Below are 22,050 nucleotides of genomic sequence, written 5' to 3'. Positions count from 1 at the left end.
AACGGCGCTCCCTGCGCCGTTTTTTTTGCCGCCGCCGCAGTTAAAACTGCACGCGGCCACTAATGCCAAAGCTGTCTGTATCCAGGTCGCCAACAAAGCTGCGATTCAGCTCCGCTGCCACAGAGACCAGCGGCGTCACGTAGAGTCGCACACCAGCACCAAGCACAGCGCCGCTATCGTCACCGTTATCGTAATCTGCGTGGGCATAACCCGCACTGAGATTACCCTCTATATTATTGGTCAGCCAGGTGCGTGATTGCACACTCGCTGCCAAGGTATCGATGTCGTTGTCACCCCGGTCGGGATCGGTATAGCTGTAGTCCAGCGCCAATACTAAGTCGCTGCGCTCAGATATCCGCATCGGATGGCCCACACCGAGGCTCACCACATCGGCCTCACCGGGGTCAAAATCCAGATTACCCACTGACGCGCGAATAAATACATTGCGATCCAAGGCCAGCGAGCCGCCACCATAAAGGTAGTCGCCATCGCGATCATCCACCTCAATATCAGCCACCCCTAATTCCGCATAACTGTAGCTAAATTCCTTTGCCATCAGTGGTGAGCTGACCGCAAGTGCAAGAAAGCCAGCGGGAACCATTAGAGTCGATGTAATGCGCTTCATAAGACATCCTTTTTTTGCCAATAGATGCCTTTTAGACGAGCTCATATTACTGAGTTCACCGAAAAAACCGGCTTTGTGAAGAAGTTGACACAGACGCAAAAAACGACAAAAACGCGGGAACCGCGTTGCCATAAATCTGTCGGGAGTGGGATAACGTTACGATTCCAGTAGAAAAGTCACCGGCCCGTCATTGAGCAGAGAGATCTGCATATCCGCGCCAAACTCTCCGCTTGCCAGTTTTGCCTGGCGAGGAGAAAGCCACGCCAGGGCATGATCGTAAAGCTGGCGGGCGCGCTCGGGTTCCGCGGCCGTTGAAAATCCGGGGCGCCGCCCCTTACTGGTTTGTGCCGCAAGAGTAAACTGGGAAACCACCAACAGCCCGCCATCAACATCGCGCAGCGACAAATTCATACGCCCCTGCTCATCGGAAAAAATGCGGTAATTCAGTACCCTTTCCAATAACTTTTCCAGCTCGGTTTCACTGTCGTGTTTTTCCAGCCCGAGAAACAACAATATTCCCTGACTAATTTCACCAACGCAGTGCCGATCAACCTCGACCTTCGCGTGGCGAACCCGTTGAAGTAGTGCTTTCATTCAATTCTCAATACGTAAATCCGTGGCGCAGTATTATGCGCCCTCGCCCGAAAACTGCCGTACCAGCACCTCGGCAATCTCATCTGTCGCCTTAACCAGGGCATCACTCATGCTCGGCTCAAAAGCGGAGTGCCCGGCATCGCGAACCACGAACAACTCGGCGGCTGGCCAGTATTGCGATAGTTTCATCGCATTGTCCAGCGGGCAGATCATATCGTAACGACCGTGGACAATAACCCCGGGTATATCTGCCAGCGCCGACATATTATCCAGGATTTCCTGATTCAACAGGTACGGGTCACTGCGGAAAAAGTGATTCTCGATATGCGCCATCGCCACAGCGGTGTGAGCGTCCAGCAAATGCGACTCAACATCGTGGTTAGGACGCAGCGTTGAGCAGCGCCCCTCCCAGTGGCACCAAGCCTTTGCCGCCGACATCCGCGCCAGTTCATTACTGCCGTGCAACTGCCGATAATAAGCCTCGATCCAGCTCTCACCGGGCTGGCGATGGGCAGCCTCGTCAAACTCCTGCCAGTAATCGGGAAAGACGCGGCTCGCACCTCCCTCCTCGTAAAACCACTGAAGCTCCTGAGGACGGCACAAAAATATACCGCGCAATATCATCGCCAGCACGCGGCTCGGGTGACGTTGTGCATAGGCAATACTGAGCGTGGATCCCCAGGAGCCACCAAACAGCACCCAGTGATGTACACCCAAATACTCTCGAATGGCTTCCATGTCTTCGATCAACGCTTGCGTCGTATTGTTGTCCAGACAGGCATGGGGCTCGGATTGGCCACAGCCGCGCTGGTCAAACAAAATAATGCGGTAGACTTCTGGGTCGAAAAAGCAGCGCGCCTTGGGGCTGCAACCCGCACCGGGACCGCCGTGCACAAATAGCACGGGGATACCGTCCGGGTTACCAGATTCTTCTACATAGAGAACGTGGGGGGCTTGAACAGCCAGACGATGACGTTGATAAGGTTTGATATCGGGATAAAGTGCCAACATTCAGCGCACCTGAGGTCGATTAACAGCGGAGACCTTCAGTGTAGCGCAGCGAGGGACGGCTTGCCCGCCCTCGCCCCAGGCAAATTATTTTGCCGCGCGTTTGCGCTCGTTTTCCGTTAGCAGCTTTTTACGCAGGCGAATGCTCTTCGGCGTCACTTCCACCAACTCGTCGTCTTCAATGAACTCGAGCGCTTGCTCAAGGGTATGACGTACCGGCGGCGTCAGCGTCAGCGCATCATCGGTGCCAGAAGCGCGAACGTTAGTCAGCTGCTTGGCCTTGGTCGCATTCACCACCAGGTCGTTGCTACGGCTGTGCAAACCGATAATCTGCCCTTCGTAAATCTCCTCAGCGTGGCCGAGGAACAAGCGACCGCGATCCTGCAGGTTAAACAAACCGTAGGCAAGGGTTTTGCCCTTCACCATTGAGACCAACACTCCGTTTTGGCGCTTGGCCATCTCACCGCCTTTCACTTCACCGTAGTGGTCGAAGACTGTGGTCATAATACCGCTGCCCGAGGTCAGCGTCAGGAATTGACCACGGAAGCCGATCAGGCCACGCGCAGGCGCAATAAACTCAAGCTTAACGCGACCTTTGCCGTCGGGCTCCATGTTGGTCAGCTCTGCCTTGCGCAGACCCAACTCTTCCATGACGGCACCTTGGTGCTGCTCTTCAACGTCGATAACAACCTGCTCGTAGGGCTCTTGCAGAACGCCGTCAATTTCTCGCTGAACAACTTCTGGGCGTGACACACCCAGCTCAAAACCCTCGCGACGCATGGTTTCAATCAATACCGACAAGTGCAGCTCACCGCGACCGGACACTTTGAATTTGTCGGGGCTGTCGCCCTGCTCAACCCGCAGCGCCACATTGTGGATCAGCTCTTGCTGGAGACGGTCGTTGATATTACGCGAGGTAACAAACTTGCCTTCCAAACCGGCAAACGGTGAATCGTTAACCTGGAAGGTCATACTGACGGTGGGCTCGTCAACGGTCAGCGCTGGCAACGCTTCCGGCTGACTGGGCGAACAGATGGTATCGGAAATATTTAAGCCTTCGATACCGGTGATACATACAATATCGCCGGCTTGTGCTTGCTCGACTTCAACACGCTCCAGACCGTGATAACCCATCACCGTAAGCACACGCCCTTTGCGCTGCTTACCATCGGCGCCAACAACCACAACCTGCTCATTGGGCTTCATGGTACCGCGCGTGATGCGGCCAACACCGATAACGCCGACATAGCTGTTGTAGTCCAGCGCTGAAATTTGCATTTGCAGCGGGCCGTCAACATCGACATCTGGCGAAGGCACTTTATCCACGATCATCTCAAACAGCGGCGTCATATCCTCCGCCAGCTCGTCGGCCTCTGGGCCGGCAATACCGTTCAAGGCAGATGCGTAAATGATGGGGAAATCAAGCTGTTCGTCGGTCGCCCCCAGGCGGTCGAACAGGTCAAACACTTGGTCGATTACCCAGTCAGGGCGAGAGCCTGGGCGGTCGACTTTATTGACGACAACAATGGGCTTGAGACCGCGCTCGAACGCTTTTTGTGTAACGAAGCGTGTTTGCGGCATAGGGCCGTCTACGGCGTCTACCAGCAGCAGTACACAATCAACCATCGACAACACCCGCTCAACTTCACCGCCAAAGTCGGCGTGCCCTGGGGTGTCCACAATGTTAATGCGGTAGTCGTTCCAGCGGATCGCGGTGTTCTTAGCAAGGATGGTAATGCCGCGCTCTTTCTCCTGATCATTGGAGTCCATAACACGCTCGGTGTCTTGGTTGCGGCGGTCGAGCGTACCCGACTGACTCAGCAGTTTATCAACCAGGGTCGTTTTACCGTGGTCAACGTGGGCGATGATGGCAATATTGCGCAGCTTATCAATCATGGGCGAGGTCGTCGTCGGATAAATTTGGGCGCGCAGTATACACCAGCGGCGCCGAGATACGCACAACTCATCAGCATCTACGACATATTGCCAGTGTTTCCTCGGCCACCGCACTGGCCAAACCTTGGGCCGAAGTACCATTTACCGCTACAATTCCCAAAAAAGCCTTCCCGCGACGGAAAAATAATATGAGTAAAGCCCTTTCGGCCCCCGAGGGCGTGACATGGAAATCGCGCTGGACATTTATACTTGCCGCCACAGGCTCAGCCGTCGGCCTTGGCAACATTTGGAAATTTCCCTACATCACCGGTGAATATGGCGGCGGTGCATTTGTACTGGTTTATCTCGCCTGCATATTGATGATCGGCATTCCCGTGATGATTGCTGAAGTTATGCTCGGCCGCGCCGGGCGCAGCGACCCCGCCGACTCAATGGCCAAACTGGCAAAAGAAAGCGGACGCAGTCGCTACTGGGGCGTGATCGGGGGTGTCGGCATGCTCGCCGGCCTGCTTATCATGATGTTTTACAGCGTTGTCGCTGGCTGGGCGTTGGAATACGTATCACAGAGTATCGGCGGCACTTACAGCAATTTAGACCCGGCGCAAATCGAGAGCAATTTCAGCGGCTTACTCGCCAGCAACAGCCAACAGCTGCTTTGGCACAGCGTGTTCTGCGTGCTCACTGCCGGCGTTGTGGCAGCGGGGGTCACACAGGGCATCGGCAAGGCCGTCGACATTTTGATGCCCATGCTGTTTTTCTTCCTGTTACTACTGGTGGGCTACAGCGCAGTAAACGGCGATTTCGAAGCCGGGCTGCACTTTATGTTCGACACGGATTTTAGCCGCCTAAACGGCGAGGCAATACTGGTAGCGATGGGGCACGCCTTCTTTACCCTGAGCCTCGGCATGGGCGCCATCATGGCCTATGGCGCATACTTTCCCGGGCATTCGTCCATCGGCAAAACTGTCATGACGATCGCCGCACTGGATACCATTATTGCCCTATTGGCGGGCATGGCGATGTTCCCGCTGGTCTTCGCTAACGACTTAACACCGGGCCAAGGGCCGGGGCTGATGTTTGTCACACTGCCGATCGCCTTCTCCAACATGAGCGGCGGCATCTTTTTCGGCACCCTGTTTTTCACGCTGGTGAGCATCGCCGCACTCAGTTCGTCGATCTCCCTTATTGAGCCGGGCGTCGCGTGGCTGGAAAAGCACGGCGTCAAGCGGCCGGTATCCACCTTCGGCTTGGCCGGTATCGCATGGCTGGGCGGCATCGCGAGCATTCATTACGAGTCCGTGTTCAACGCCCTGGACTACCTGACGGCCAACGTTATGCTGCCGCTTGGCGGCCTGTTAATCGCGGTATTTGTCGGCTGGCTGATGCCTAGCGACCGGGTGCTCGACGAAACCGGCATATTGCACGCCAAGGTCTTCAAAGCCTGGCGCTTTTTGTTGCGCTACATTGCGCCACTGGGCATTATCGCGGTGTTCCTGCACAGCCTGGGCCTACTCGGCTGGCTTATGCGCCACTGATACCGCTAGCACCTCATTTAGGATCACTTGTGAACAGCACCCTGCTCCGCAGCTTTATTTTGGTTGGTCTCATTGCCTTTGGTGGCCTGTATTACTACAGCAGCCAAGTCGAAGAGCAGTACGGCGAGCCCGCGCGCAGTTATTTAGACACGGCACTGAGCAGCATTTCGAGCTGGCAGCCCGCAGCGCTGCGCGCCCAGCTCAGCCGCGAAACACTGGCGCAAGTCAATGATAAGCAACTGGCTGCACTCAGCGCGCAATACCAGCATTTAGGGCAATATCAGCGCATGGATGAGTTGCGCTTTTCTCGCCTGAGTGGCGCCCTATCTCTCTTTGCAGACTCGCCGCGACTCAGTTACAGCAGCAAGCTTTATTTCGAAAACGGCAGCGCGATCATGACCGCAACGCTGACCCTGCAAGATCAACGCTTCAAACTGTATAACTTCAATTTGGCTACGCCCTGACGCGGCAAAAGCGCTAGCTTTCGATCAGCGACCGCGCCAGTACGACCCTGGCAGCAGCAGAAATAGCCTCCGGCCGGTGATCCTCATTCACATGTACCAGGGTGGCATCGCCCTCTGCCACCAGCTGCTCACCATCGTCACTAAATAGCGCTTGCCGCAAACTAAAGCTACTGTTCCCCACGCGCGCAACCCAGGCGCGCGCCCGCAGCGATCGGCCGTGCCGCCACTCCTGCCGGTAATTCAAAGCGATGGCCGCAATCACAAGCCGAAAGCCGCCCAGGGCTAGCATTTCCTCGGAGCGCAGCCAGTGCACTCGCGCCTCTTCAAGATAAGAGAAGTACTGCACGTGATTGATATGCCCCAGGCTGTCTTGATCGGCCCAGCGAGGCGCTATCTCGACATCAAATAACGGCGGTTGCGTGTAGATAGTCATGAGGGGCGATACACCTTAATGTTGTCATACCCCTGCTCAAGCAGGTGTGCAGCATGCAGACGACTCATCACTCCCTTGTCGCAATACAGCTGGTAGACCGTGTCGCGATCGAGCTCAACGCAGCGCTTATGCAATTCATAAAAGGGCATGCACGCCACGCGATTGCGTTCCAACTTGAGCGGCTTGCGGTCAACTTCATCGGGGTGGCGCACATCCAGCACCACGGCGTCAGCCAAGGGAATCGGCAGCACCTCGACCTCGGTATGGCTGACCTCTTCATCTGCCAATTTGTCGATGTTGATATATTTGGCACTGGCAACCGCGCGCTCAAGCACTGAAAAATCGAACTTCTCTTCCTCCGCAGCAATCCGCTCCGGGCGCGCGCGCGTGGTGGGCTTCACAGAAATCACACCGCAGTATTCAGGCATATTCGCGGCAAATTGCTCGGTGCCAATTCTGGACGCGGTATTGATAATATCCAACTTGTCGGTGGTGATCAGCGGGCGCAACACCAGGGTATCAGTCACCTGATCGATCACAGAGAGGTTGGTTAGCGTCTGACTACTCACCTGAGACACCGCCTCACCAGTCACCAGCGCTGGCGCCTCCAGCTCCGCCGCAACCTGCTCGGCAGCGCGCAACATCATGCGCTTGAGAACCACCCCCATCTGTGAGTTCTCAACATTCTTCAAAATTTCGGCGACAACATCTTCAAATGGCACGCTGATAAATTTCACGCGATGCGACGCACCAAACTTCTGCCAGAGGTACAGCGCGACTTCTTTTACCCCCACCTCGTGCTCACGACCACCGAGATTGAAAAAGCAAAAATGCGTGCGCATGCCCCGTTTCATTGTCATGTAACTGGACACCGTGGAATCAAAGCCACCGGAAATCAGGCTAACAACGGAGTCGACGGTGCCGATGGGGTAGCCACCCAGCCCTTCGTGGCGTCGCCTGACAACAAAGAACTGATTGTGACGGACTTCGACGCGCACCACTTCATCGGGGTTTTTCAGCTTCACCCCACCCGTTTCTGAATACTGATTTAAGCCACCACCGACGTAGCGTTCAACCTCATTGGAATTGAACTCGTGATCACCCGTGCGCTTGCAGCGCACCGCAAAGGTTTTACCACGCAAGCTATCGCCAACGGCGTCCCGGACCTTTTCATAGATATCGCGCACATCTACCAGGGGGTACTCTGCCACCTCGACGACATGAGCAATGCCCGGGGTATTGCCCAACACTGCCAATATCGCCGCAATATCGGCGTCGGCACGACACTGGGTTTCAATAGTGATACGGTCCCATTCACGAACGATCTGGAGTTCAGGGTCAATCGGGATCAGCAGCTTGCGCAGGTTATCGCGCAACTGTTTGATGAACTTTTTGCGAACAGGCTTGCTCTTGATGATAATTTCAGGGAAGAGCTTTACGATGAACTTCATTGTGGCACCACGGAGATAGCTGGGCGGGCATTATAGCGGTTCACTTAAAACGCTTCAGCTCCGCAGAAACCCCGACAACGCACCAAAATGAAACACCAGAGCACTATATTGGTGCGCACTTTTTGGTAAAACGCACAGTTTTCAGGCAAAGTGGGTTTTTCGCTCGGATTTTGAACAAAAAACCAGCACAAAAATATGGCACGCATATTGCTCTATAAATTTCGAACAGAAACAGCGGCGCCACGGCCCGCAGCGCATATGCGTGTTTACTTTCGGTTCTATGCAGATGTCGCTATGCGGCACGCGGCAATGAACCTATAATCGCCACTGCTTTCGGCCACGCCGAATCGACTACAAGACTCTATATTGGAGGATGTTAAGAATGTCAGAGAACACTCTGAAGTTAATCGCCGATAATGACGTGAAGTGGGCGGACCTGCGCTTCACCGACACTAAAGGTAAAGAACAACACGTCACCATGCCGGTGAGCGAAATCGACGCGGGCTTCTTCGAAGAAGGCAAAATGTTCGATGGCTCATCGATCTCAGGCTGGAAAGGCATTAACGAGTCAGACATGATCCTCATGCCGGACGACGAGGCCTCTGTTCTCGACCCCTTCACCGACGAGCCCACTATTATCATTCGCTGCGGCATCGTTGAGCCTTCTACTATGCAGGGCTACAACCGTGACCCACGCTCTATCGCTCAGCGCGCCGAAGACTACATGCGCTCTGCCGGCATCGCCGACAGCGCACTGTTTGGTCCCGAGCCCGAGTTCTTCGTGTTTGACGACGTGAAGTGGAAAGTGGCAATGGAAGGCGCGAGCTACGCGATTTCTTCTGACGAAGCCGCCTGGGTTTCTGGCAACAGCTTCGAAGAAGGCAACACTGGTCACCGCCCTGGCGTTAAAGGCGGTTACTTCCCCGTACCACCCGTCGACAGCCTGCACGACCTGCGCGCAGCAATGTGTAACGCAATGACCGACATGGGTCTGGAAGTTGAAGTACACCACCACGAAGTGGGTACTGCTGGTCAGTGTGAAATCGGTGTTGGCCCTAACTCTGCTGTGAAAAAAGCTGACGAAGTACAGGTACTTAAGTACTGCGTACACAACGTCGCTCACGCCTACGGCAAGACCGCTACTTTCATGCCCAAGCCCGTTGTCGGCGACAACGGTAGCGGCATGCACGTGCACATGTCACTGAGCAAAGACGGCCAAAACCTGTTTACTGGCGACGCTTACGGCGGCCTGTCTGAAACAGCACTGTACTACATTGGCGGTATCATCAAGCACGCTCGCGCGATCAACGCCTTTGCCAACGCTTCTACTAACTCGTACAAGCGCCTGGTTCCCGGCTTTGAAGCACCGGTTATGCTGGCTTACTCAGCACGTAACCGCTCAGCGTCTATCCGCATTCCATTCATCACTAACCCGAAAGCACGCCGCGTAGAAGTTCGCTTCCCAGATCCCTCTGCGAACCCCTACCTGGCCTTCGCGGCCCTGCTGATGGCTGGCCTTGACGGTATCCAGAACAAGATCCACCCTGGCGATGCGGCAGACAAAGATCTGTACGACCTGCCAGCAGAAGAAGCGGCTGAAATCCCGACTGTTGCGTCTAGCCTGGAGCAAGCGCTGCAAGCACTGGATGCAGACCGCGCCTTCTTGACCGCTGGCGGCGTATTCGACGACGACATGATCGATGCTTACATCGAGCTGAAGTCTGAGGAAATCGAGCGCCTGAACATGACAACTCACCCCGTTGAGTTCGACATGTACTACAGCGTTTAATACGCCTTGTGCGAAAAAGCCCGCTTCGGCGGGCTTTTTTTTGCCTGTCATTTTTTAAACCTTGCCGCGCCTATCAACTCGTCGCACACTACAGAAAAGTGATAGCGAGGGCTTTTTATGTATCGTCTGCTGAGCCTTATTTGCGTAGCGAGCGTGCTCTGCAGCCCACTGCATGCAGAAATCTATCGTCATACCGACGAACAGGGCCGCACCGTTTACAGCGACTCTCCCCGCGACGGCGGCAGCCCGGTCGATCTACCCCCGGTAAACACCACGCCGGCTGTGTCGCCGCCACCACCGGCCAAGCTGGACCGCCATGCCACCCCCGTACCGGCCTCAGTCAAGGTACAAATCATCCAGCCGCGCGACGGCCAGGTATTCCCCAATGGCCGCATTCCCACCACCGTTAATGTAAAACTCGAGCGCCCCCTGCGCGGCGACGAGAGCCTGCGCATCGCCGTCAATGGCAAAACCCTTAGCCGGGGAAGCGCCACCTCTGCACGCATTGAGCGCCTGAACCGCGGCCGGCACCAAATCAGCGCAGAAGTCCTCGGCCCAAACGGGGAAAAGCTGAGTCGAGACACTGTTTCAGTCGTGGCCCACTGGCCAAACAACTGACCCTCCAGCCAAGCTATACACAAAGCACCAAATTGGTGCACACTAAGACAATAGCGGCGGTCGAGCGCGCCATCGCGGGGCCAGCCCCAGCGGCGCAGCACCGCGCCACGCCATATACAACGCCCAATTAGCGCCCACTCAATAACAACGCCCCCATTCCGGGGCACTGGCCTAATTATTGCTTTGCAATGAACCATAATGAAGACAGTGGCGAGCCCATGCCCCCAGCGAATTTGCACCACCACATACTCGACAACCTGAAAACGGCGATCCTACTGGTCGAGCCCAACCTCACCGTGAGTTATATCAACCCGGCGGCAGAGTCGCTGCTGGCGGTGTCTGACCAGCGCATCCACGGCGAGGCCATCACCCACCTTTTTCACGAAGACGAAGACACCGTCGTGAAACTGCTGGACGCCATCAACAACCGCGAGGCGTTCACTAAACGGGAAACAGTATTAACCCTGCGCTCCGGCGACGAGATCACGGTGGACTATGCGGTAACGCCGATCGTGGAACACCCGCGAACGTCTCTTATCATCGAGCTGCAGCCGCTGGATCGACTGCTTCGCATCAGTCGCGAAGAAGGCCTGCTATCTTCCCAGCAAAACAGCAAAGCGCTGCTGCGCGGCATTGCCCACGAAGTGAAAAATCCGCTCGGCGGCTTGCGCGGTGCGGCGCAGCTGCTGGCACGCGAACTCGACGACCCGCGCCTGCACGATTACACCAATATCATTATCGAAGAGGCCGACCGCCTGCGAAACCTGGTCGACAATATGCTGGGGCCCAATAAGATGCCCAACCAGCTGCCCACCAATATCCATGAAGTGCTGGAGCGCGTGCGCCAGCTAGTGGAAGTTGAGGGAGGCGAGGAGTTAAGCATCATCCGCGATTACGACCCCAGCATCCCGGACATCATTGGCGATCGCGAGCAATTAATTCAGGCGGTACTCAACATCGTCCGCAACGCCCTTCAGGCACTGAAACAATCCCCTCCTGAAGGCGGCGCACAAATTACCCTGCGCAGCAGAACGCTGCGCCAATTTACCATTGGCTCTCACCGCCACCGACTGGTGTGCCGCGTGGACATTATCGATAACGGCCCGGGCATACCCGAAGACCTGGCACCGTCGATATTCCTGCCAATGATCAGCGGCCGCGCCGACGGCTCTGGGCTTGGACTGTCGATCTCACAGTCCATTCTCAACCATCACCAAGGCCTTATTGAATGCCACAGCGAACCCGGTCGCACGGAGTTTTCGCTGTTTATACCCGTGGAGCAAAACCGATGAGCTATAGCAACACCGTATGGATTGCCGACGACGACAAATCGATTCGCTGGGTACTCGAAAAAGCCCTCAACCAGGCCGGCATTGAAACCCGCAGTTTCGAAAATGGCGATGCCCTGCTTGCTCAGCTGGAGTCGGGGGTGCCCGACGCGGTTATCAGCGACATCCGCATGCCGGGTATCGATGGCTTAAAACTGCTGTCGCGCATCAGCGACATCCACCCCGGTTTGCCGGTGATTATTACCACGGCCCATTCAGATTTGGATAGCGCCGTTGCCTCCTATCAAGGAGGCGCCTTTGAATATCTGCCCAAACCCTTTGACGTCGACGAGGTATTGGCAACAACCCAGCGCGCCCTGCAACACGCCAATAAAAACCGCCCGGTACTGCCCGAGGAAGTGCCGCTGGAGAGCACCGAAATTATCGGCGAAGCACCCGCGATGCAGGAGGTGTTTCGCGCCATTGGCCGCTTGTCCCAGTCCAATATCACGGTACTGATTAACGGCGAATCCGGTACCGGTAAAGAGCTTGTCGCCCAGGCCCTCCACCGCCACAGCCCGAGGGCCAGCAAACCTTTTATCGCGCTGAATATGGCTGCGATCCCCAAGGACCTGATGGAGTCGGAACTCTTTGGCCACGAAAAAGGGGCCTTCACCGGCGCCACAGCCCAGCGTCGCGGACGCTTTGAGCAGGCCGATGGCGGTACGCTTTTTCTGGACGAAATAGGCGATATGCCCGCCGAAACCCAAACCCGCCTGTTGCGGGTACTCGCCGACAGTGAGTTCTACCGCGTGGGGGGGCATACCCCGGTGAAAGTCGATGTTCGCATTATCGCAGCCACCCACCAAAACCTTGAAAAGCTGGTGCAAGACAACAGCTTCCGCGAGGATTTATTTCATCGCCTAAACGTTATCCGCATCCACCTCCCCAAACTTGCCGAGCGCCGGGAAGACATCCCCAAGCTGATGCAGCACTTCTTTACCATTGCCGGCAATGAACTCAATGTGGAGCCCAAGCGCCTGCTGCCCGACACCGAGGAATACCTCAGCCAACTCGATTGGCCCGGCAACGTTCGGCAATTGGAGAACACCTGCCGCTGGCTAACGGTGATGGCATCGGGGCGGGAGATTCACCTTAATGACCTGCCCCCCGAATTGCTGGAGCACAGCGACAGCGAAGCGGCGCCCGCGGCTAACTGGCAGGAGAATTTACGCCGCTGGGCCGACCAAGAATTACTACTGGGCAGGGATAAGCTGCTGGATCGCGCGGTACCGGAGTTTGAGCGAATCATGATCGAAACGGCGCTCAAGCACACCCACGGCCGACGTCGCGATGCCGCCAACTTACTCGGCTGGGGGCGCAACACCCTCACCCGCAAAATCAAAGAACTGGATATGGGTGGCGATGAGGACGAGTAGTCCTGGCTAGCGCAATACCGCTACCGAAGCGCGCCGGCAAACCCCTGCTGGCGCCATGCTTCATAGCTGACCAGAGCCACCGTATTTGACAGATTTAAGCTGCGCGCGCCCTCCATCATGGGCACCCGCAGGCAGTGATCCGGACCGAGTTCATCGCGAATCTCAGCGGGCAGGCCCGCTGTTTCAGAACCGAACAGCAACACATCGCCGGGCTGGAATGCCACCTCGGCATAGTTGCGCTGCCCCTTGGTCGTCAACGCAAAAATGCGTTGCCCCGCCACCGCCTGGCAAAACGCGGCATAGTCGGCGTGGCGGCTAACCCGCGCCATGTCGCTGTAATCCAAGCCCGCACGCCGCAGTTTTTTCTCTTCCAAGTCAAAGCCCATGGGCTCGATCAAATGCAGATGGCAGCCGTTGTTCGCCACCAAGCGAATGATATTGCCGGTATTCGGCGCGATCTTGGGTTCGTGCAAAGCAATATGGAACATGGCGCATTCACCACAGCAGCAGGAAAGAAACAGGCCGAGACAGACATCCCGGCCTCGCCGCGCAGGGAGCGCGGCTGATATGCAGAGAGTTTAGTGAGTGGTCTCTTCAGCGGCAGCTTTTTCATCCGCCTGCGCTTTGGCCTGGCGGTAAAGCGCCTCAAAATTCACCGGCTGCAGTGCCAGCGCCGGGAAACCGCCTTTTACTGCCAGCGCATCAACAGACTCACGCACGTAGGGGAATAGCATATTCGGACAGGCTATGCCCAGCAGCTGGCGCAGCGCCTCACCTTCAATGCCCTCTGCGACAAACAGGCCAGCCTGCTGCACTTCAACCAAAAACGCGGTCTCGTCTTCTTCCAGCTTGGCAGTCACTGTCACCGTCAGCGTCACTTCATAGCTGTTTTCACCCACGGGCTGGCTGCGCGTGTTGAGGTCCACGTGCATTTTCGGCTTCCAGCTTTTGGTGAACACCACAGGGCTGGACGGCGACTCAAAGGAAGCATCTTTTATGTAAATGCGCTGCAATGCGAACTTGGGCGTATTGTCTTGTGCTTGGGCGTTTTCTTGTTCAGCCATTGTCGGGTCTCGACTCCTGATAGGTAAATTTTCGTTATTTAACTGGCTGCCAACAGGCGATCCAGCTTGCCGCCACGCTCCAGCGCAAACAGCTCGTCACAACCGCCAACATGGGTTTCACCCACCCATATCTGCGGCACTGTGCGCTGCCCCGTACGGGACAACAATTCTTGGCGCAGGTCGCTGCGGCCGTCTACCGGCACTTCGTCGTAGGCAACCTGTTTGTGCTCAAGCAAGTGCTTGGCGCGCACACAGAAAGGGCAAAAGCGAGTGGTATAAATAGTGACCTTCGCCATAAGCCCTTAGCCTTTCACCAGCGGCATCTGCAGTGCCTGCCATTCGCTAACACCACCTTTTAAACGGTGCACATTGCTGTAGCCCAGCGCCGCCAGCTTTTTACCTGCCGCACTGGAGTGCTGACCCAATTTGCAGATCAACACCAAGGGCTGCTCCTTGTCACCCGCGACGCGGTCAATCTCCTTGTCCAACTTGGCAAAGGGCAGGCTCACCGCATCTAAAATGTGGCCCTTGTTGTACTCAGCCTTGTCGCGCAGGTCGATCATCAAGGCCTTTTCTTGATTAACGAGGTTCACCACCTGCTGTGGCGTCAACGCGCGACCTGCTCGGCGTGACTCGTGAAAGCTCAATAGCATAAGGCACGACAGCAGGGCAGCTACCAGCAGCCACTGTTCAGCGATAAATAAAATCAGTTTTTCCATGAATTCTCTCGAATCACTCGTGTGAACATCGTCAAAAAAGCCGTAGGCCGGCGCGCGAAAAGGCCAGAGTATACACCGCTAAACGGGAATTCTCACCACGCCAAGCGTGGCCGCCTCCCAAAGGAAAAGTTACAATGCCTTATTTCGTTTTCACCGCGCTACACGCGAGCGGCGATGAGACCTCAACGACTTAAGAATGGATTTTCTACGCATGGCTGACCCACAGGTAAAACAACCCGTCGTTCTGATTATTCTGGATGGCTTCGGCTACCGGGAAGCACCGCAGGACAACGCCATTTACCACGCCAATACGCCCAATTGGGACGCACTGTGGAAAAACCAGCCGCACACCCTGATCTCAGGCTCAGGGCTGGATGTTGGTTTGCCAGACGGCCAAATGGGCAATTCGGAAGTCGGCCACATGAGCCTGGGGGCAGGCCGCATCATCTACCAAAATATTACCCGCATTGACAAAGAAATTGCCGATGGCAGTTTCTTCGACAACGACGTTTACAAAGCCAATATCGACAAAGCGGTCGCCGCTGATAAAGCCGTGCACATTTTCGGCCTGCTATCCCCGGGCGGCGTCCACAGCCACGAAAACCATATACTGGCAATGATCGATATGGCCGCTCAACGCGGCGCCAAAAAAGTGTATGTACACGCCTTTCTAGACGGCCGCGACACACCGCCACGCAGCGCCCAGGCCTCGCTGGAAAAAGTCGACGCCAAATTTGCCGAACTCGGCTGTGGCAGGCTGGCGTCAATGATCGGCCGCTACTACGCCATGGATCGCGACAACCGCTGGGACCGCGTTGAAAAAGCCTATCGCCTGCTGACCGAAGCAGAGGCCGAGCACCGCTACAGCACTAGCCAAGACGCCCTGAGCGCCGCCTATACTCGCGACGAAAACGATGAATTTGTCGCCGCCAGCGTTATTCAAGCCGAGGGCCAGGACAGCGCCGCCATTGCCGATGGCGATACCGTCATCTTTATGAACTTCCGTGCCGACCGCGCTCGTGAAATTACTCGCGCGTTTGTGGAAAACGATTTCGATGGCTTTGAGCGCCGGGTTCGCCCGGCGCTTGCCGGCTTTGTCATGACCACCGAATACGCCGACAGTATCGACGCCCCCGTGGCCTACCCGCCGGAGAATATCCAAAACAGCCTCGGTGAACTGCTGGAGAAACACGGCAAGACACAGCTGCGGATCGCCGAAACTGAAAAATATGCCCACGTTACGTTTTTCTTCAGTGGCGGCCGCGAAGCACTCTATCAGGGTGAAGAGCGCAAGCTGATCAACTCCCCCGACGTTGCCACCTACGACTTAAAGCCGGAAATGAGCGCCCCGGAAGTCACTGAAGAGCTGGTCGCGGCCATACGCAGCGGCAGCTACGATGCGATTATCTGCAACTATGCCAACGGCGATATGGTGGGCCATACCGGCGTTTTCGACGCCGCCGTAAAAGCCGTGGAAGCACTGGACGACTGCATTAAACAGGTGACCGATGCCGTTCGTGAGGTCGGTGGCCACTGCTTGATTACCGCGGACCACGGCAACTGTGAGCAAATGCTCGACTACGACGCCGACCAACCACACACTCAGCACACCACCGAGTTGGTGCCGCTGGTGTACGTGGGCGACGACACCGCAACCCTGACAGCCGAAGGCGGGCGCCTCGCTGATATCGCACCGACGATGGTCGCGCTGCTGGGCATTGCTCAGCCGGAAGAAATGACCGGCAAGAACCTGATCAGCCACTGAGGAATTGCGAATTAGCAGCAAACTGGCACATCTAGGGATGCCGTTCATCGTCCTGCTGTTCGCTGGCCTGCTGGCCAGTACCAGCCTTGCTGAGGATGAAGCCGCCACCCGCCAACAGCTGAAAGACCTCAGCCAGCAGCTTCATTCGCTGAAAAAACAGCTTGGCAGTACCCAGAAAGAACGTAGTCGTGCCGCGCGGGAGCTTCGCGAGGTTGAGGTCGAGATCGGCAAAATCGCGGCTAAACTGCACAGCACTCGCGCAGAGCGCGACCGCCGCCAGAGCAAATTGACCGCCCTTCAGGGCGAACAACAAACCCTGCGCCAGCGCCAAAGCCAGCAAAAAGCACTGATTGCAGAGCAAATTCGCAGTGCGTACACCTTGGGGCAAGAGCGGCAGATCAAAATGCTGCTCAATCAGGAAGACCCTCAATCGCTCAGTCGGCTGATCACCTACTACGACTATTTCAATGCCGCCCGCAGCCAACAGCTCGACAGCTATCGCGAAACACTCACTGCCCTCAACGCGCTGATCCCCGAAATCAGCGCGCAAACCGAGGCACTTAGCGCCACAGAACGCCAGCTGGCCCAGCAGCGCCAGCAACTGGAAGTTCAGCAGCAACGCCGCCAGCGCAGTGTCGCGAAACTCGACCAGGAGCTGAAACAGCAACAGAGCAGCATTGGCTCGCTGGACAAGCAACGCAAGAGCCTGGAGAGCATCCTCTCGGCAATTGAGCGCGAAATTACCGATATCGCCATTCCATCGAGCTACCGCCCCTTCAAACAAATGCGCGGTGCCATGCCCTGGCCTGTTGCCGGTAAGCGGCTGAATCGTTACGGCGCGCCGCGCCAAGGCAGCGCGGTACGGTGGCAGGGAGTGCAAATTGCCGGTGAAGAGGGCAGCCCGGTGCGCACCATCCACAATGGCCGCGTTGTCTACGCCGACTGGCTGCGTGGGGCCGGCCTACTGATTATTGTCGACCATGGCAATGATTATATGAGCCTCTATGCTCACAACCAGAGTCTGCTCCGCCAGGAAGGCGACTGGGTGCGCGGTGGCGAGGCGATTGCCACGCTCGGCAACAGTGGCGGTCAGCGGCGCAGCGGACTGTATTTTGAGATTCGCCACAAGGGCCGCCCTACTGACCCCGCCCGCTGGTGCCGCTGAACGCGGCAGCCCACATTTAGAGGTAGCGACAAATCCCGACAAAGCTGGCTACAATGGGTGCTTTGTTTCTGTCGGCGGGCGCAGGACGCCCCGCCGCATGTTGTATCGGGAAGCTGATAATGCTGCGTCATCTTAGTCGAGCCGCCGTGCTCAACCTTGCTCTGCTCTCTCCCTTTTGTCTGGCCGAGGCACCCGCCTCGCCACACAGCGCGCAAGGCGAGTTGCCCCTTCAGGCGCTGCGAAATTTTGCCGACGTTTTCAACCAAATTCGCCGTAGCTATGTCGAAGAGGTGGACGACGAAACGTTATTGGAAAATGCCATTCGCGGCATGCTCAGCGGCCTGGACCCGCACTCCGACTACCTGGACTCCGACTCCTTCGACAACCTTCAAACCCACACCACCGGCGAGTTCGGCGGCTTGGGTATCGAAGTGGGTATGGAAAATGGCTTTGTCAAAGTTGTTAGCCCCATCGATAACACGCCGGCACAACGGGCGGGCATTCAGCCCGGCGACCTGATTATCCAGATCGACCAACAGCCCATTAAAGGCCTTAGCCTGCAAGAGGCCATCGAACTGATGCGCGGCCCCAAGGGCAGCCCCATCACCCTCACTATTCTGCGCGAGGGGGTAAAAGCGCCGATAGAACTGGAACTGAAGCGCGACATTATCACCGTCGCCAGTGTGCGCGGCCGCATGCTCCAGCCCGGCTACGGCTATCTGCGTATTTCGCAGTTCCAAAGCCGCACCGGCGAAGATCTGCGCAGCGAGCTGGCAAAACTTAAGGCCAACCGCAGTGGCTTGCGCGGAGTGGTACTGGACCTTCGCAACAACCCCGGCGGCCTGCTGCAGGCTTCCGTACAAGTGGTCGACACCTTTTTAAACGACGGGCTTATTGTCTACACCGAAGGGCGCCTACCCAACGCCTTTAGTCGCTATATGGCCAGCGACACCAACAACGCCGACGACACCCCTCTGGTGGTGCTGATAAACGGCGGCTCGGCCTCCGCCTCGGAAATTGTTGCCGGCGCACTGCAAGACCACCGCCGCGCTATTATTTTGGGCACCCAGAGCTTTGGCAAAGGCTCGGTCCAAACCGTGCTGCCACTGGCTGAGGACAGCGCCATAAAACTGACCACTGCCCGCTACTACACCCCCAGCGGCCGCTCGATACAAGCGCAGGGCATCGTGCCGGACATTATTGTCGAGCGTGCTCGCATTGAATCTTTGGGTGCAGAAAAAATGGTTACCGAAGCTGACCTGGCGGGGCACCTGGGCAACGAAAGCGGAAAAGAAAACAACGGCAGCAACCGCATTGTCGACAGTGCTGCCAACGAACTTGCTGCCACTGATAACCAGCTTTACGAGGCACTCAACCTGCTAAAAGGCCTGCATATTATGTCGGCCAATAGTCAGCGTTTGGCCAGGCAAAAACTGGAGGCGCCAAACGCTCAGTGAGCGCTTTCCGCTTCAACACGCAGGGACTCGGCCAGGGCCTTAATCACGCCCTGGCCAAGAGGCAGCAGAAAAATATCGCCATCGCTGACGCCGTCCACCGACACTCCTAGTACATAGCGCTCACTCACGATGTACTCACGCAGCGCATTATAGTTAACAGAGGTGTGCCAGAAGCGTTCTCCCTGACCATTCACCCCCTCGACTTCCAGCGACAGCTTCGGCGACACTCTCACCACCAGTCCTTCCACAATCCCGATGCCGGCACGGGTAATATCACTGGAGGGATAGGACAAATAGCCGCGCAAATTCATATAGGCTCTGCCGGCGTCCACAGGGTACTCAAAGCGAATGGCCGACAGCTCATTGTGATCACCGTACACCATTACCATTTCCGACTTCCCAGCCTCCACCACGGGCACACCTGACACCTCGCGCACGCCGTCAACAATCAGGCGCTCAAAGCGGCGCAACTGCGCATCCAGCTGAGCACTGGCGGCCGGATCGAGAGCGCGCTCCACGGCTTGAAAAACGCGCTGCCAAGAGTTGATGCGCCGCTGATCCTTGCCTTCTGGCTCCGTCAATGCGCTGAGCGATTCAAAGTCTACCGTCAGGCTACGTATCTGCACGTCACCCTGATAGTTGTGGGTCAAAGGCTGATTGGCACAGGCGGCCAGCAGCACTGTCGAAATAGCGAGTATCGCTCGCAGCATGATGAATTCCTCAAAGCTCGCCCCCGCCGGATGGCGCGCACGTTGCTGCAGATAATAGCGCAATACTCAAAGTTGGGAAGTAGCCGCAGCACCGCGAGTCGCAAACTAACCGCAGCGCTCTCCCAGCTCGGGCGCATTTGCCTGCGCGGATGCGTTATGCTGCGATTTTCCTTCTCGGATATTTAGGATAATGATTCGCTGCGAGCTGCACGATTACATAGAAATTGCCTGCACCTTTCGCTACCCCGTGCGCTTAACCATGCGAACCGGAGAGGTACTAGACGGTGTGGCGGTAGACACCAGGCGCGACGCACAGGGCGAGGAGTGTATCGCCATCCGCGTGGATGGCGCTGAATGCTTGGTTGTACTGGATAAACTGGCGAGCATGAAAGCAGGCGTACAGAACCCGCATTTCGACACAGTTTGCTTTGACTAAGCGGCGCTCATTGCACCCGGCAAGACCGTGAACCAAAGGCCTGGGGGCCTTGGCAATGCCTTACAGCCGAACCTCAACACCTTTGTCGGCCATATACGCCTTGGCTTCGGGCACTGTGTGCTCGCCAAAGTGGAAGATACTGGCCGCCAACACCGCGTCGGCTTTACCGGCGGTTACCCCTTCGACCAGATGGTCCAGGGTACCGACACCACCCGAGGCAATAACAGGCACAGAAACCGCGTCGGCCACCGCGCTGGTGAGCGCCAGGTCGTAACCGGCCTTGGTGCCGTCGCCATCCATACTGGTCAGCAAGATTTCGCCAGCGCCCAGCTCAACCATTTTTGCCGCCCACTCCACCGCATTGATGCCGGTAGGCTTGCGGCCACCGTGGGTAAATATCTCCCAGCGCGGGCTGCCATCGGCCTCATCGTCGACACGCTTGGCATCGATCGCCACCACAATACACTGCGAGCCAAAGCGCTCGGCGGCGTCACGCACAAAGTCGGGGTTGTGAATAGCCGCAGAGTTGATCGCCACCTTATCCGCCCCCGCATTCAGCATGGTGCGAATGTCTTTAATCTCGCGAATACCGCCGCCCACGGTAAGGGGAATAAACACCTCGGCAGCAATCTGCTCAACCGTGTGCACGGTCGTCTCACGTCCCTCGTGGGTGGCCGTGATGTCGAGAAAGGTGATTTCGTCGGCGCCCTGTTCGTTGTAGCGCTTGGCGACCTCAACCGGGTCGCCCGCGTCGCGAATACCGACAAAGTTCACGCCTTTTACCACGCGTCCTTTATCAACGTCCAAACAGGGAATAATGCGTTTTGCCAGAGCCATTGCTGTGCTTACCTTGTTGTTAAGGGGCTTATTCGCCGTCGCAGTAGCGCTGCGCTTCTGCCAGATCCAGCTCGCCTTCATAAATCGCGCGACCGGTAATCGCACCGAGAATCCCGGCATCGGCCACGGCCTTCAGCGCGCGAATATCGTCCATATTCGTCACCCCGCCAGAGGCAATAACTTTCAGACCAGAGGCCTGGGCCATGGCAACCGTGGCATCGATATTCACGCCCTGCATCATGCCGTCGCGGGCAATATCGGTATAAACGATGGACGACACACCGTCTTGCTCGTAGCGCTTGGCCAGCTCTGTTGCCTGAATATCAGACACTTCCGCCCAGCCGTTGGTGGCCACCAGGCCATTTTTCGCATCCAGACCAACAATTACCGCACCGGGGAAGGCTTTGCAGGCCTCGGTAACGAAGGCGGGCTCTTTCACCGCCTTGGTACCAATAATCACGTAGTTCACACCGGCATCCAGGTATTGCTCAATGGTATCGAGCGAGCGGATGCCACCGCCAATTTGTATTGGCAGATCCGGGTAGGCCTTGGCGATCGCCATCACTGCGTCGCCATTTACAGGCTTGCCGTCAAACGCGCCATTCAGGTCAACCAAATGCAGGCGGCGAGCGCCCTGCTCTACCCAGCGGGCAGCCATTTCTACCGGATCGCTGCCATAAACGGTGGCGTCGCCCATTTCACCTTGGCGAAGGCGCACGCACTGGCCGTCTTTCAAATCAATTGCGGGAATCATTAACATAATTACAAAACCTGATA

The 22,050-nt window shown here is 56.7% G+C and carries 23 protein-coding genes; 10 read left to right on the top strand and 13 right to left on the bottom strand.

All coding sequences use genetic code 11. The features are described 5' to 3' along the window. Window positions 1–40: 40 nt before the first annotated feature. From HNR64_RS15755 to typA, 4 genes are all read right to left on the bottom strand, one after another. Entirely contained in the window at window positions 41–625 is a 585-nt protein-coding gene (locus HNR64_RS15755) for a porin family protein (RefSeq protein WP_204997367.1), read from the bottom strand. A 156-nt stretch (window positions 626–781) separates the two neighbouring features. Continuing rightward, window positions 782–1,219, bottom strand: a complete 438-nt coding sequence (gene dtd, locus HNR64_RS15750) for a D-aminoacyl-tRNA deacylase (protein ID WP_204997366.1) — start codon at window positions 1,217–1,219, stop codon at window positions 782–784. A 33-nt stretch (window positions 1,220–1,252) separates the two neighbouring features. Next, window positions 1,253–2,230, bottom strand: a complete 978-nt coding sequence (gene pip / locus HNR64_RS15745) for a prolyl aminopeptidase (RefSeq protein ID WP_204997365.1) — start codon at window positions 2,228–2,230, stop codon at window positions 1,253–1,255. An 84-nt stretch (window positions 2,231–2,314) separates the two neighbouring features. Then, window positions 2,315–4,123, bottom strand: coding sequence for a translational GTPase TypA (typA, locus tag HNR64_RS15740; RefSeq protein ID WP_204997364.1), 1,809 nt, complete (start codon window positions 4,121–4,123; stop codon window positions 2,315–2,317). A 188-nt stretch (window positions 4,124–4,311) separates the two neighbouring features. On the opposite strand from typA, the gene HNR64_RS15735 reads away from it, so the two are divergent. Beyond that, the gene (locus HNR64_RS15735) at window positions 4,312–5,658 is read left to right on the top strand and encodes a sodium-dependent transporter (protein WP_204997363.1); all 1,347 of its coding nucleotides are present in this window, start codon (window positions 4,312–4,314) and stop codon (window positions 5,656–5,658) included. A gap of 29 nt (window positions 5,659–5,687) precedes the next feature. Beyond that, the gene (locus tag HNR64_RS15730) at window positions 5,688–6,122 is read left to right on the top strand and encodes a hypothetical protein (RefSeq protein WP_204997362.1); all 435 of its coding nucleotides are present in this window, start codon (window positions 5,688–5,690) and stop codon (window positions 6,120–6,122) included. A gap of 13 nt (window positions 6,123–6,135) precedes the next feature. Here the strand turns inward: HNR64_RS15730 and HNR64_RS15725 are convergent, their stop codons facing one another. Both HNR64_RS15725 and thiI read right to left on the bottom strand, forming a co-directional pair. Beyond that, a complete protein-coding gene (locus HNR64_RS15725; RefSeq protein ID WP_204997361.1) occupies window positions 6,136–6,555 on the bottom strand; it encodes an acyl-CoA thioesterase in 420 nt (139 codons plus the stop codon). Beyond that, on the bottom strand, window positions 6,552–8,006 hold the full coding sequence (gene thiI, locus HNR64_RS15720; RefSeq protein ID WP_204997360.1) for a tRNA uracil 4-sulfurtransferase ThiI: 1,455 nt from the start codon (window positions 8,004–8,006) through the stop codon (window positions 6,552–6,554). The genes HNR64_RS15725 and thiI overlap by 4 nt, the downstream gene beginning before the upstream one ends. 382 nt (window positions 8,007–8,388) lie before the next feature. On the opposite strand from thiI, the gene glnA reads away from it, so the two are divergent. The 4 genes from glnA (at window position 8,389) to ntrC (ending at window position 13,120) form a co-directional block, all read left to right on the top strand. Continuing rightward, the gene (gene glnA / locus HNR64_RS15715; RefSeq protein ID WP_204997359.1) at window positions 8,389–9,795 is read left to right on the top strand and encodes a glutamate--ammonia ligase; all 1,407 of its coding nucleotides are present in this window, start codon (window positions 8,389–8,391) and stop codon (window positions 9,793–9,795) included. Between the two features lie 117 nt (window positions 9,796–9,912). After that, window positions 9,913–10,413, top strand: a complete 501-nt coding sequence (locus tag HNR64_RS15710) for a DUF4124 domain-containing protein (RefSeq protein WP_204997358.1) — start codon at window positions 9,913–9,915, stop codon at window positions 10,411–10,413. A 218-nt stretch (window positions 10,414–10,631) separates the two neighbouring features. Continuing rightward, a complete protein-coding gene (gene glnL / locus HNR64_RS15705; RefSeq protein ID WP_027873073.1) occupies window positions 10,632–11,705 on the top strand; it encodes a nitrogen regulation protein NR(II) in 1,074 nt (357 codons plus the stop codon). Continuing rightward, a complete protein-coding gene (gene ntrC, locus HNR64_RS15700) occupies window positions 11,702–13,120 on the top strand; it encodes a nitrogen regulation protein NR(I) (RefSeq protein ID WP_027873074.1) in 1,419 nt (472 codons plus the stop codon). The genes glnL and ntrC overlap by 4 nt, the downstream gene beginning before the upstream one ends. A 20-nt stretch (window positions 13,121–13,140) precedes the next feature. On the opposite strand, the gene HNR64_RS15695 is transcribed toward ntrC, so the two are convergent. The 4 genes from HNR64_RS15695 to HNR64_RS15680 form a co-directional block, all read right to left on the bottom strand. Then, entirely contained in the window at window positions 13,141–13,608 is a 468-nt protein-coding gene (locus HNR64_RS15695) for a tRNA (cytidine(34)-2'-O)-methyltransferase (protein ID WP_204997357.1), read from the bottom strand. A 90-nt stretch (window positions 13,609–13,698) separates the two neighbouring features. Beyond that, window positions 13,699–14,184 carry a protein-export chaperone SecB gene (gene secB, locus HNR64_RS15690; RefSeq protein WP_204997356.1) on the bottom strand — a complete coding sequence of 162 codons (486 nt, stop codon included), beginning with the start codon at window positions 14,182–14,184 and terminating at the stop codon, window positions 13,699–13,701. A 38-nt stretch (window positions 14,185–14,222) separates the two neighbouring features. Continuing rightward, a complete protein-coding gene (grxC, locus tag HNR64_RS15685; RefSeq protein ID WP_027873077.1) occupies window positions 14,223–14,480 on the bottom strand; it encodes a glutaredoxin 3 in 258 nt (85 codons plus the stop codon). Window positions 14,481–14,486: 6 nt separating this feature from the next. Next, a complete protein-coding gene (locus HNR64_RS15680) occupies window positions 14,487–14,903 on the bottom strand; it encodes a rhodanese-like domain-containing protein (protein ID WP_204997355.1) in 417 nt (138 codons plus the stop codon). A 211-nt stretch (window positions 14,904–15,114) separates the two neighbouring features. Here HNR64_RS15680 and gpmM point away from each other — a divergent pair, with 211 nt between their 5' ends. The 3 genes from gpmM to HNR64_RS15665 all read left to right on the top strand — a co-directional run bounded on the left by gpmM (window position 15,115) and on the right by HNR64_RS15665 (window position 19,290). Next, entirely contained in the window at window positions 15,115–16,668 is a 1,554-nt protein-coding gene (gene gpmM, locus HNR64_RS15675; RefSeq protein ID WP_204997354.1) for a 2,3-bisphosphoglycerate-independent phosphoglycerate mutase, read from the top strand. A gap of 37 nt (window positions 16,669–16,705) precedes the next feature. Continuing rightward, a complete protein-coding gene (locus HNR64_RS15670; RefSeq protein ID WP_204997353.1) occupies window positions 16,706–17,833 on the top strand; it encodes a murein hydrolase activator EnvC family protein in 1,128 nt (375 codons plus the stop codon). Between the two features lie 119 nt (window positions 17,834–17,952). Next, on the top strand, window positions 17,953–19,290 hold the full coding sequence (locus HNR64_RS15665; RefSeq protein WP_204997352.1) for a S41 family peptidase: 1,338 nt from the start codon (window positions 17,953–17,955) through the stop codon (window positions 19,288–19,290). On the opposite strand, the gene HNR64_RS15660 is transcribed toward HNR64_RS15665, so the two are convergent. Beyond that, on the bottom strand, window positions 19,284–20,000 hold the full coding sequence (locus HNR64_RS15660; RefSeq protein WP_204997351.1) for a hypothetical protein: 717 nt from the start codon (window positions 19,998–20,000) through the stop codon (window positions 19,284–19,286). The two genes, HNR64_RS15665 and HNR64_RS15660, sit on opposite strands and share 7 nt — an antisense overlap. Window positions 20,001–20,190: 190 nt before the next feature. On the opposite strand from HNR64_RS15660, the gene HNR64_RS15655 reads away from it, so the two are divergent. Beyond that, a complete protein-coding gene (locus HNR64_RS15655; RefSeq protein ID WP_204997350.1) occupies window positions 20,191–20,436 on the top strand; it encodes a Rho-binding antiterminator in 246 nt (81 codons plus the stop codon). Between the two features lie 60 nt (window positions 20,437–20,496). Here HNR64_RS15655 and hisF read toward each other — a convergent pair whose 3' ends face one another. Beyond that, on the bottom strand, window positions 20,497–21,273 hold the full coding sequence (gene hisF / locus HNR64_RS15650; protein ID WP_204997404.1) for an imidazole glycerol phosphate synthase subunit HisF: 777 nt from the start codon (window positions 21,271–21,273) through the stop codon (window positions 20,497–20,499). Window positions 21,274–21,301: 28 nt separating this feature from the next. Then, on the bottom strand, window positions 21,302–22,033 hold the full coding sequence (hisA, locus tag HNR64_RS15645) for a 1-(5-phosphoribosyl)-5-[(5-phosphoribosylamino)methylideneamino]imidazole-4-carboxamide isomerase (protein WP_204997349.1): 732 nt from the start codon (window positions 22,031–22,033) through the stop codon (window positions 21,302–21,304). Window positions 22,034–22,050 lie beyond the last annotated feature (17 nt).

The organism is Spongiibacter marinus, assembly GCF_016906995.1.
GTDB classification, from domain to species: Bacteria; Pseudomonadota; Gammaproteobacteria; order Pseudomonadales; family Spongiibacteraceae; genus Spongiibacter; species Spongiibacter marinus.
Note: the sequence above shows the minus strand (reverse complement) of the source record. Positions and strands in the feature narration are given on the sequence as shown.

Bases quoted from the DNA above. Each gene is read 5' to 3' on its own strand.
- HNR64_RS15655 (WP_204997350.1), top strand. From the start codon at position 20,191: ATGATTCGCTGCGAGCTGCACGATTACATAGAAATTGCCTGCACCTTT.
- HNR64_RS15755 (WP_204997367.1), bottom strand. From the start codon at position 625: ATGAAGCGCATTACATCGACTCTAATGGTTCCCGCTGGCTTTCTTGCA.
- hisF (WP_204997404.1), bottom strand. From the start codon at position 21,273: ATGGCTCTGGCAAAACGCATTATTCCCTGTTTGGACGTTGATAAAGGA.
- HNR64_RS15670 (WP_204997353.1), top strand. From the start codon at position 16,706: ATGCCGTTCATCGTCCTGCTGTTCGCTGGCCTGCTGGCCAGTACCAGC.
- grxC (WP_027873077.1), bottom strand. From the start codon at position 14,480: ATGGCGAAGGTCACTATTTATACCACTCGCTTTTGCCCTTTCTGTGTG.
- gpmM (WP_204997354.1), top strand. From the start codon at position 15,115: ATGGCTGACCCACAGGTAAAACAACCCGTCGTTCTGATTATTCTGGAT.
- HNR64_RS15710 (WP_204997358.1), top strand. From the start codon at position 9,913: ATGTATCGTCTGCTGAGCCTTATTTGCGTAGCGAGCGTGCTCTGCAGC.
- thiI (WP_204997360.1), bottom strand. From the start codon at position 8,006: ATGAAGTTCATCGTAAAGCTCTTCCCTGAAATTATCATCAAGAGCAAG.
- HNR64_RS15665 (WP_204997352.1), top strand. From the start codon at position 17,953: ATGCTGCGTCATCTTAGTCGAGCCGCCGTGCTCAACCTTGCTCTGCTC.
- secB (WP_204997356.1), bottom strand. From the start codon at position 14,184: ATGGCTGAACAAGAAAACGCCCAAGCACAAGACAATACGCCCAAGTTC.
- HNR64_RS15695 (WP_204997357.1), bottom strand. From the start codon at position 13,608: ATGTTCCATATTGCTTTGCACGAACCCAAGATCGCGCCGAATACCGGC.
- glnL (WP_027873073.1), top strand. From the start codon at position 10,632: ATGCCCCCAGCGAATTTGCACCACCACATACTCGACAACCTGAAAACG.
- HNR64_RS15725 (WP_204997361.1), bottom strand. From the start codon at position 6,555: ATGACTATCTACACGCAACCGCCGTTATTTGATGTCGAGATAGCGCCT.
- ntrC (WP_027873074.1), top strand. From the start codon at position 11,702: ATGAGCTATAGCAACACCGTATGGATTGCCGACGACGACAAATCGATT.
- typA (WP_204997364.1), bottom strand. From the start codon at position 4,123: ATGATTGATAAGCTGCGCAATATTGCCATCATCGCCCACGTTGACCAC.
- HNR64_RS15680 (WP_204997355.1), bottom strand. From the start codon at position 14,903: ATGGAAAAACTGATTTTATTTATCGCTGAACAGTGGCTGCTGGTAGCT.
- pip (WP_204997365.1), bottom strand. From the start codon at position 2,230: ATGTTGGCACTTTATCCCGATATCAAACCTTATCAACGTCATCGTCTG.
- glnA (WP_204997359.1), top strand. From the start codon at position 8,389: ATGTCAGAGAACACTCTGAAGTTAATCGCCGATAATGACGTGAAGTGG.
- HNR64_RS15735 (WP_204997363.1), top strand. From the start codon at position 4,312: ATGAGTAAAGCCCTTTCGGCCCCCGAGGGCGTGACATGGAAATCGCGC.
- hisA (WP_204997349.1), bottom strand. From the start codon at position 22,033: ATGTTAATGATTCCCGCAATTGATTTGAAAGACGGCCAGTGCGTGCGC.
- dtd (WP_204997366.1), bottom strand. From the start codon at position 1,219: ATGAAAGCACTACTTCAACGGGTTCGCCACGCGAAGGTCGAGGTTGAT.
- HNR64_RS15660 (WP_204997351.1), bottom strand. From the start codon at position 20,000: ATGCTGCGAGCGATACTCGCTATTTCGACAGTGCTGCTGGCCGCCTGT.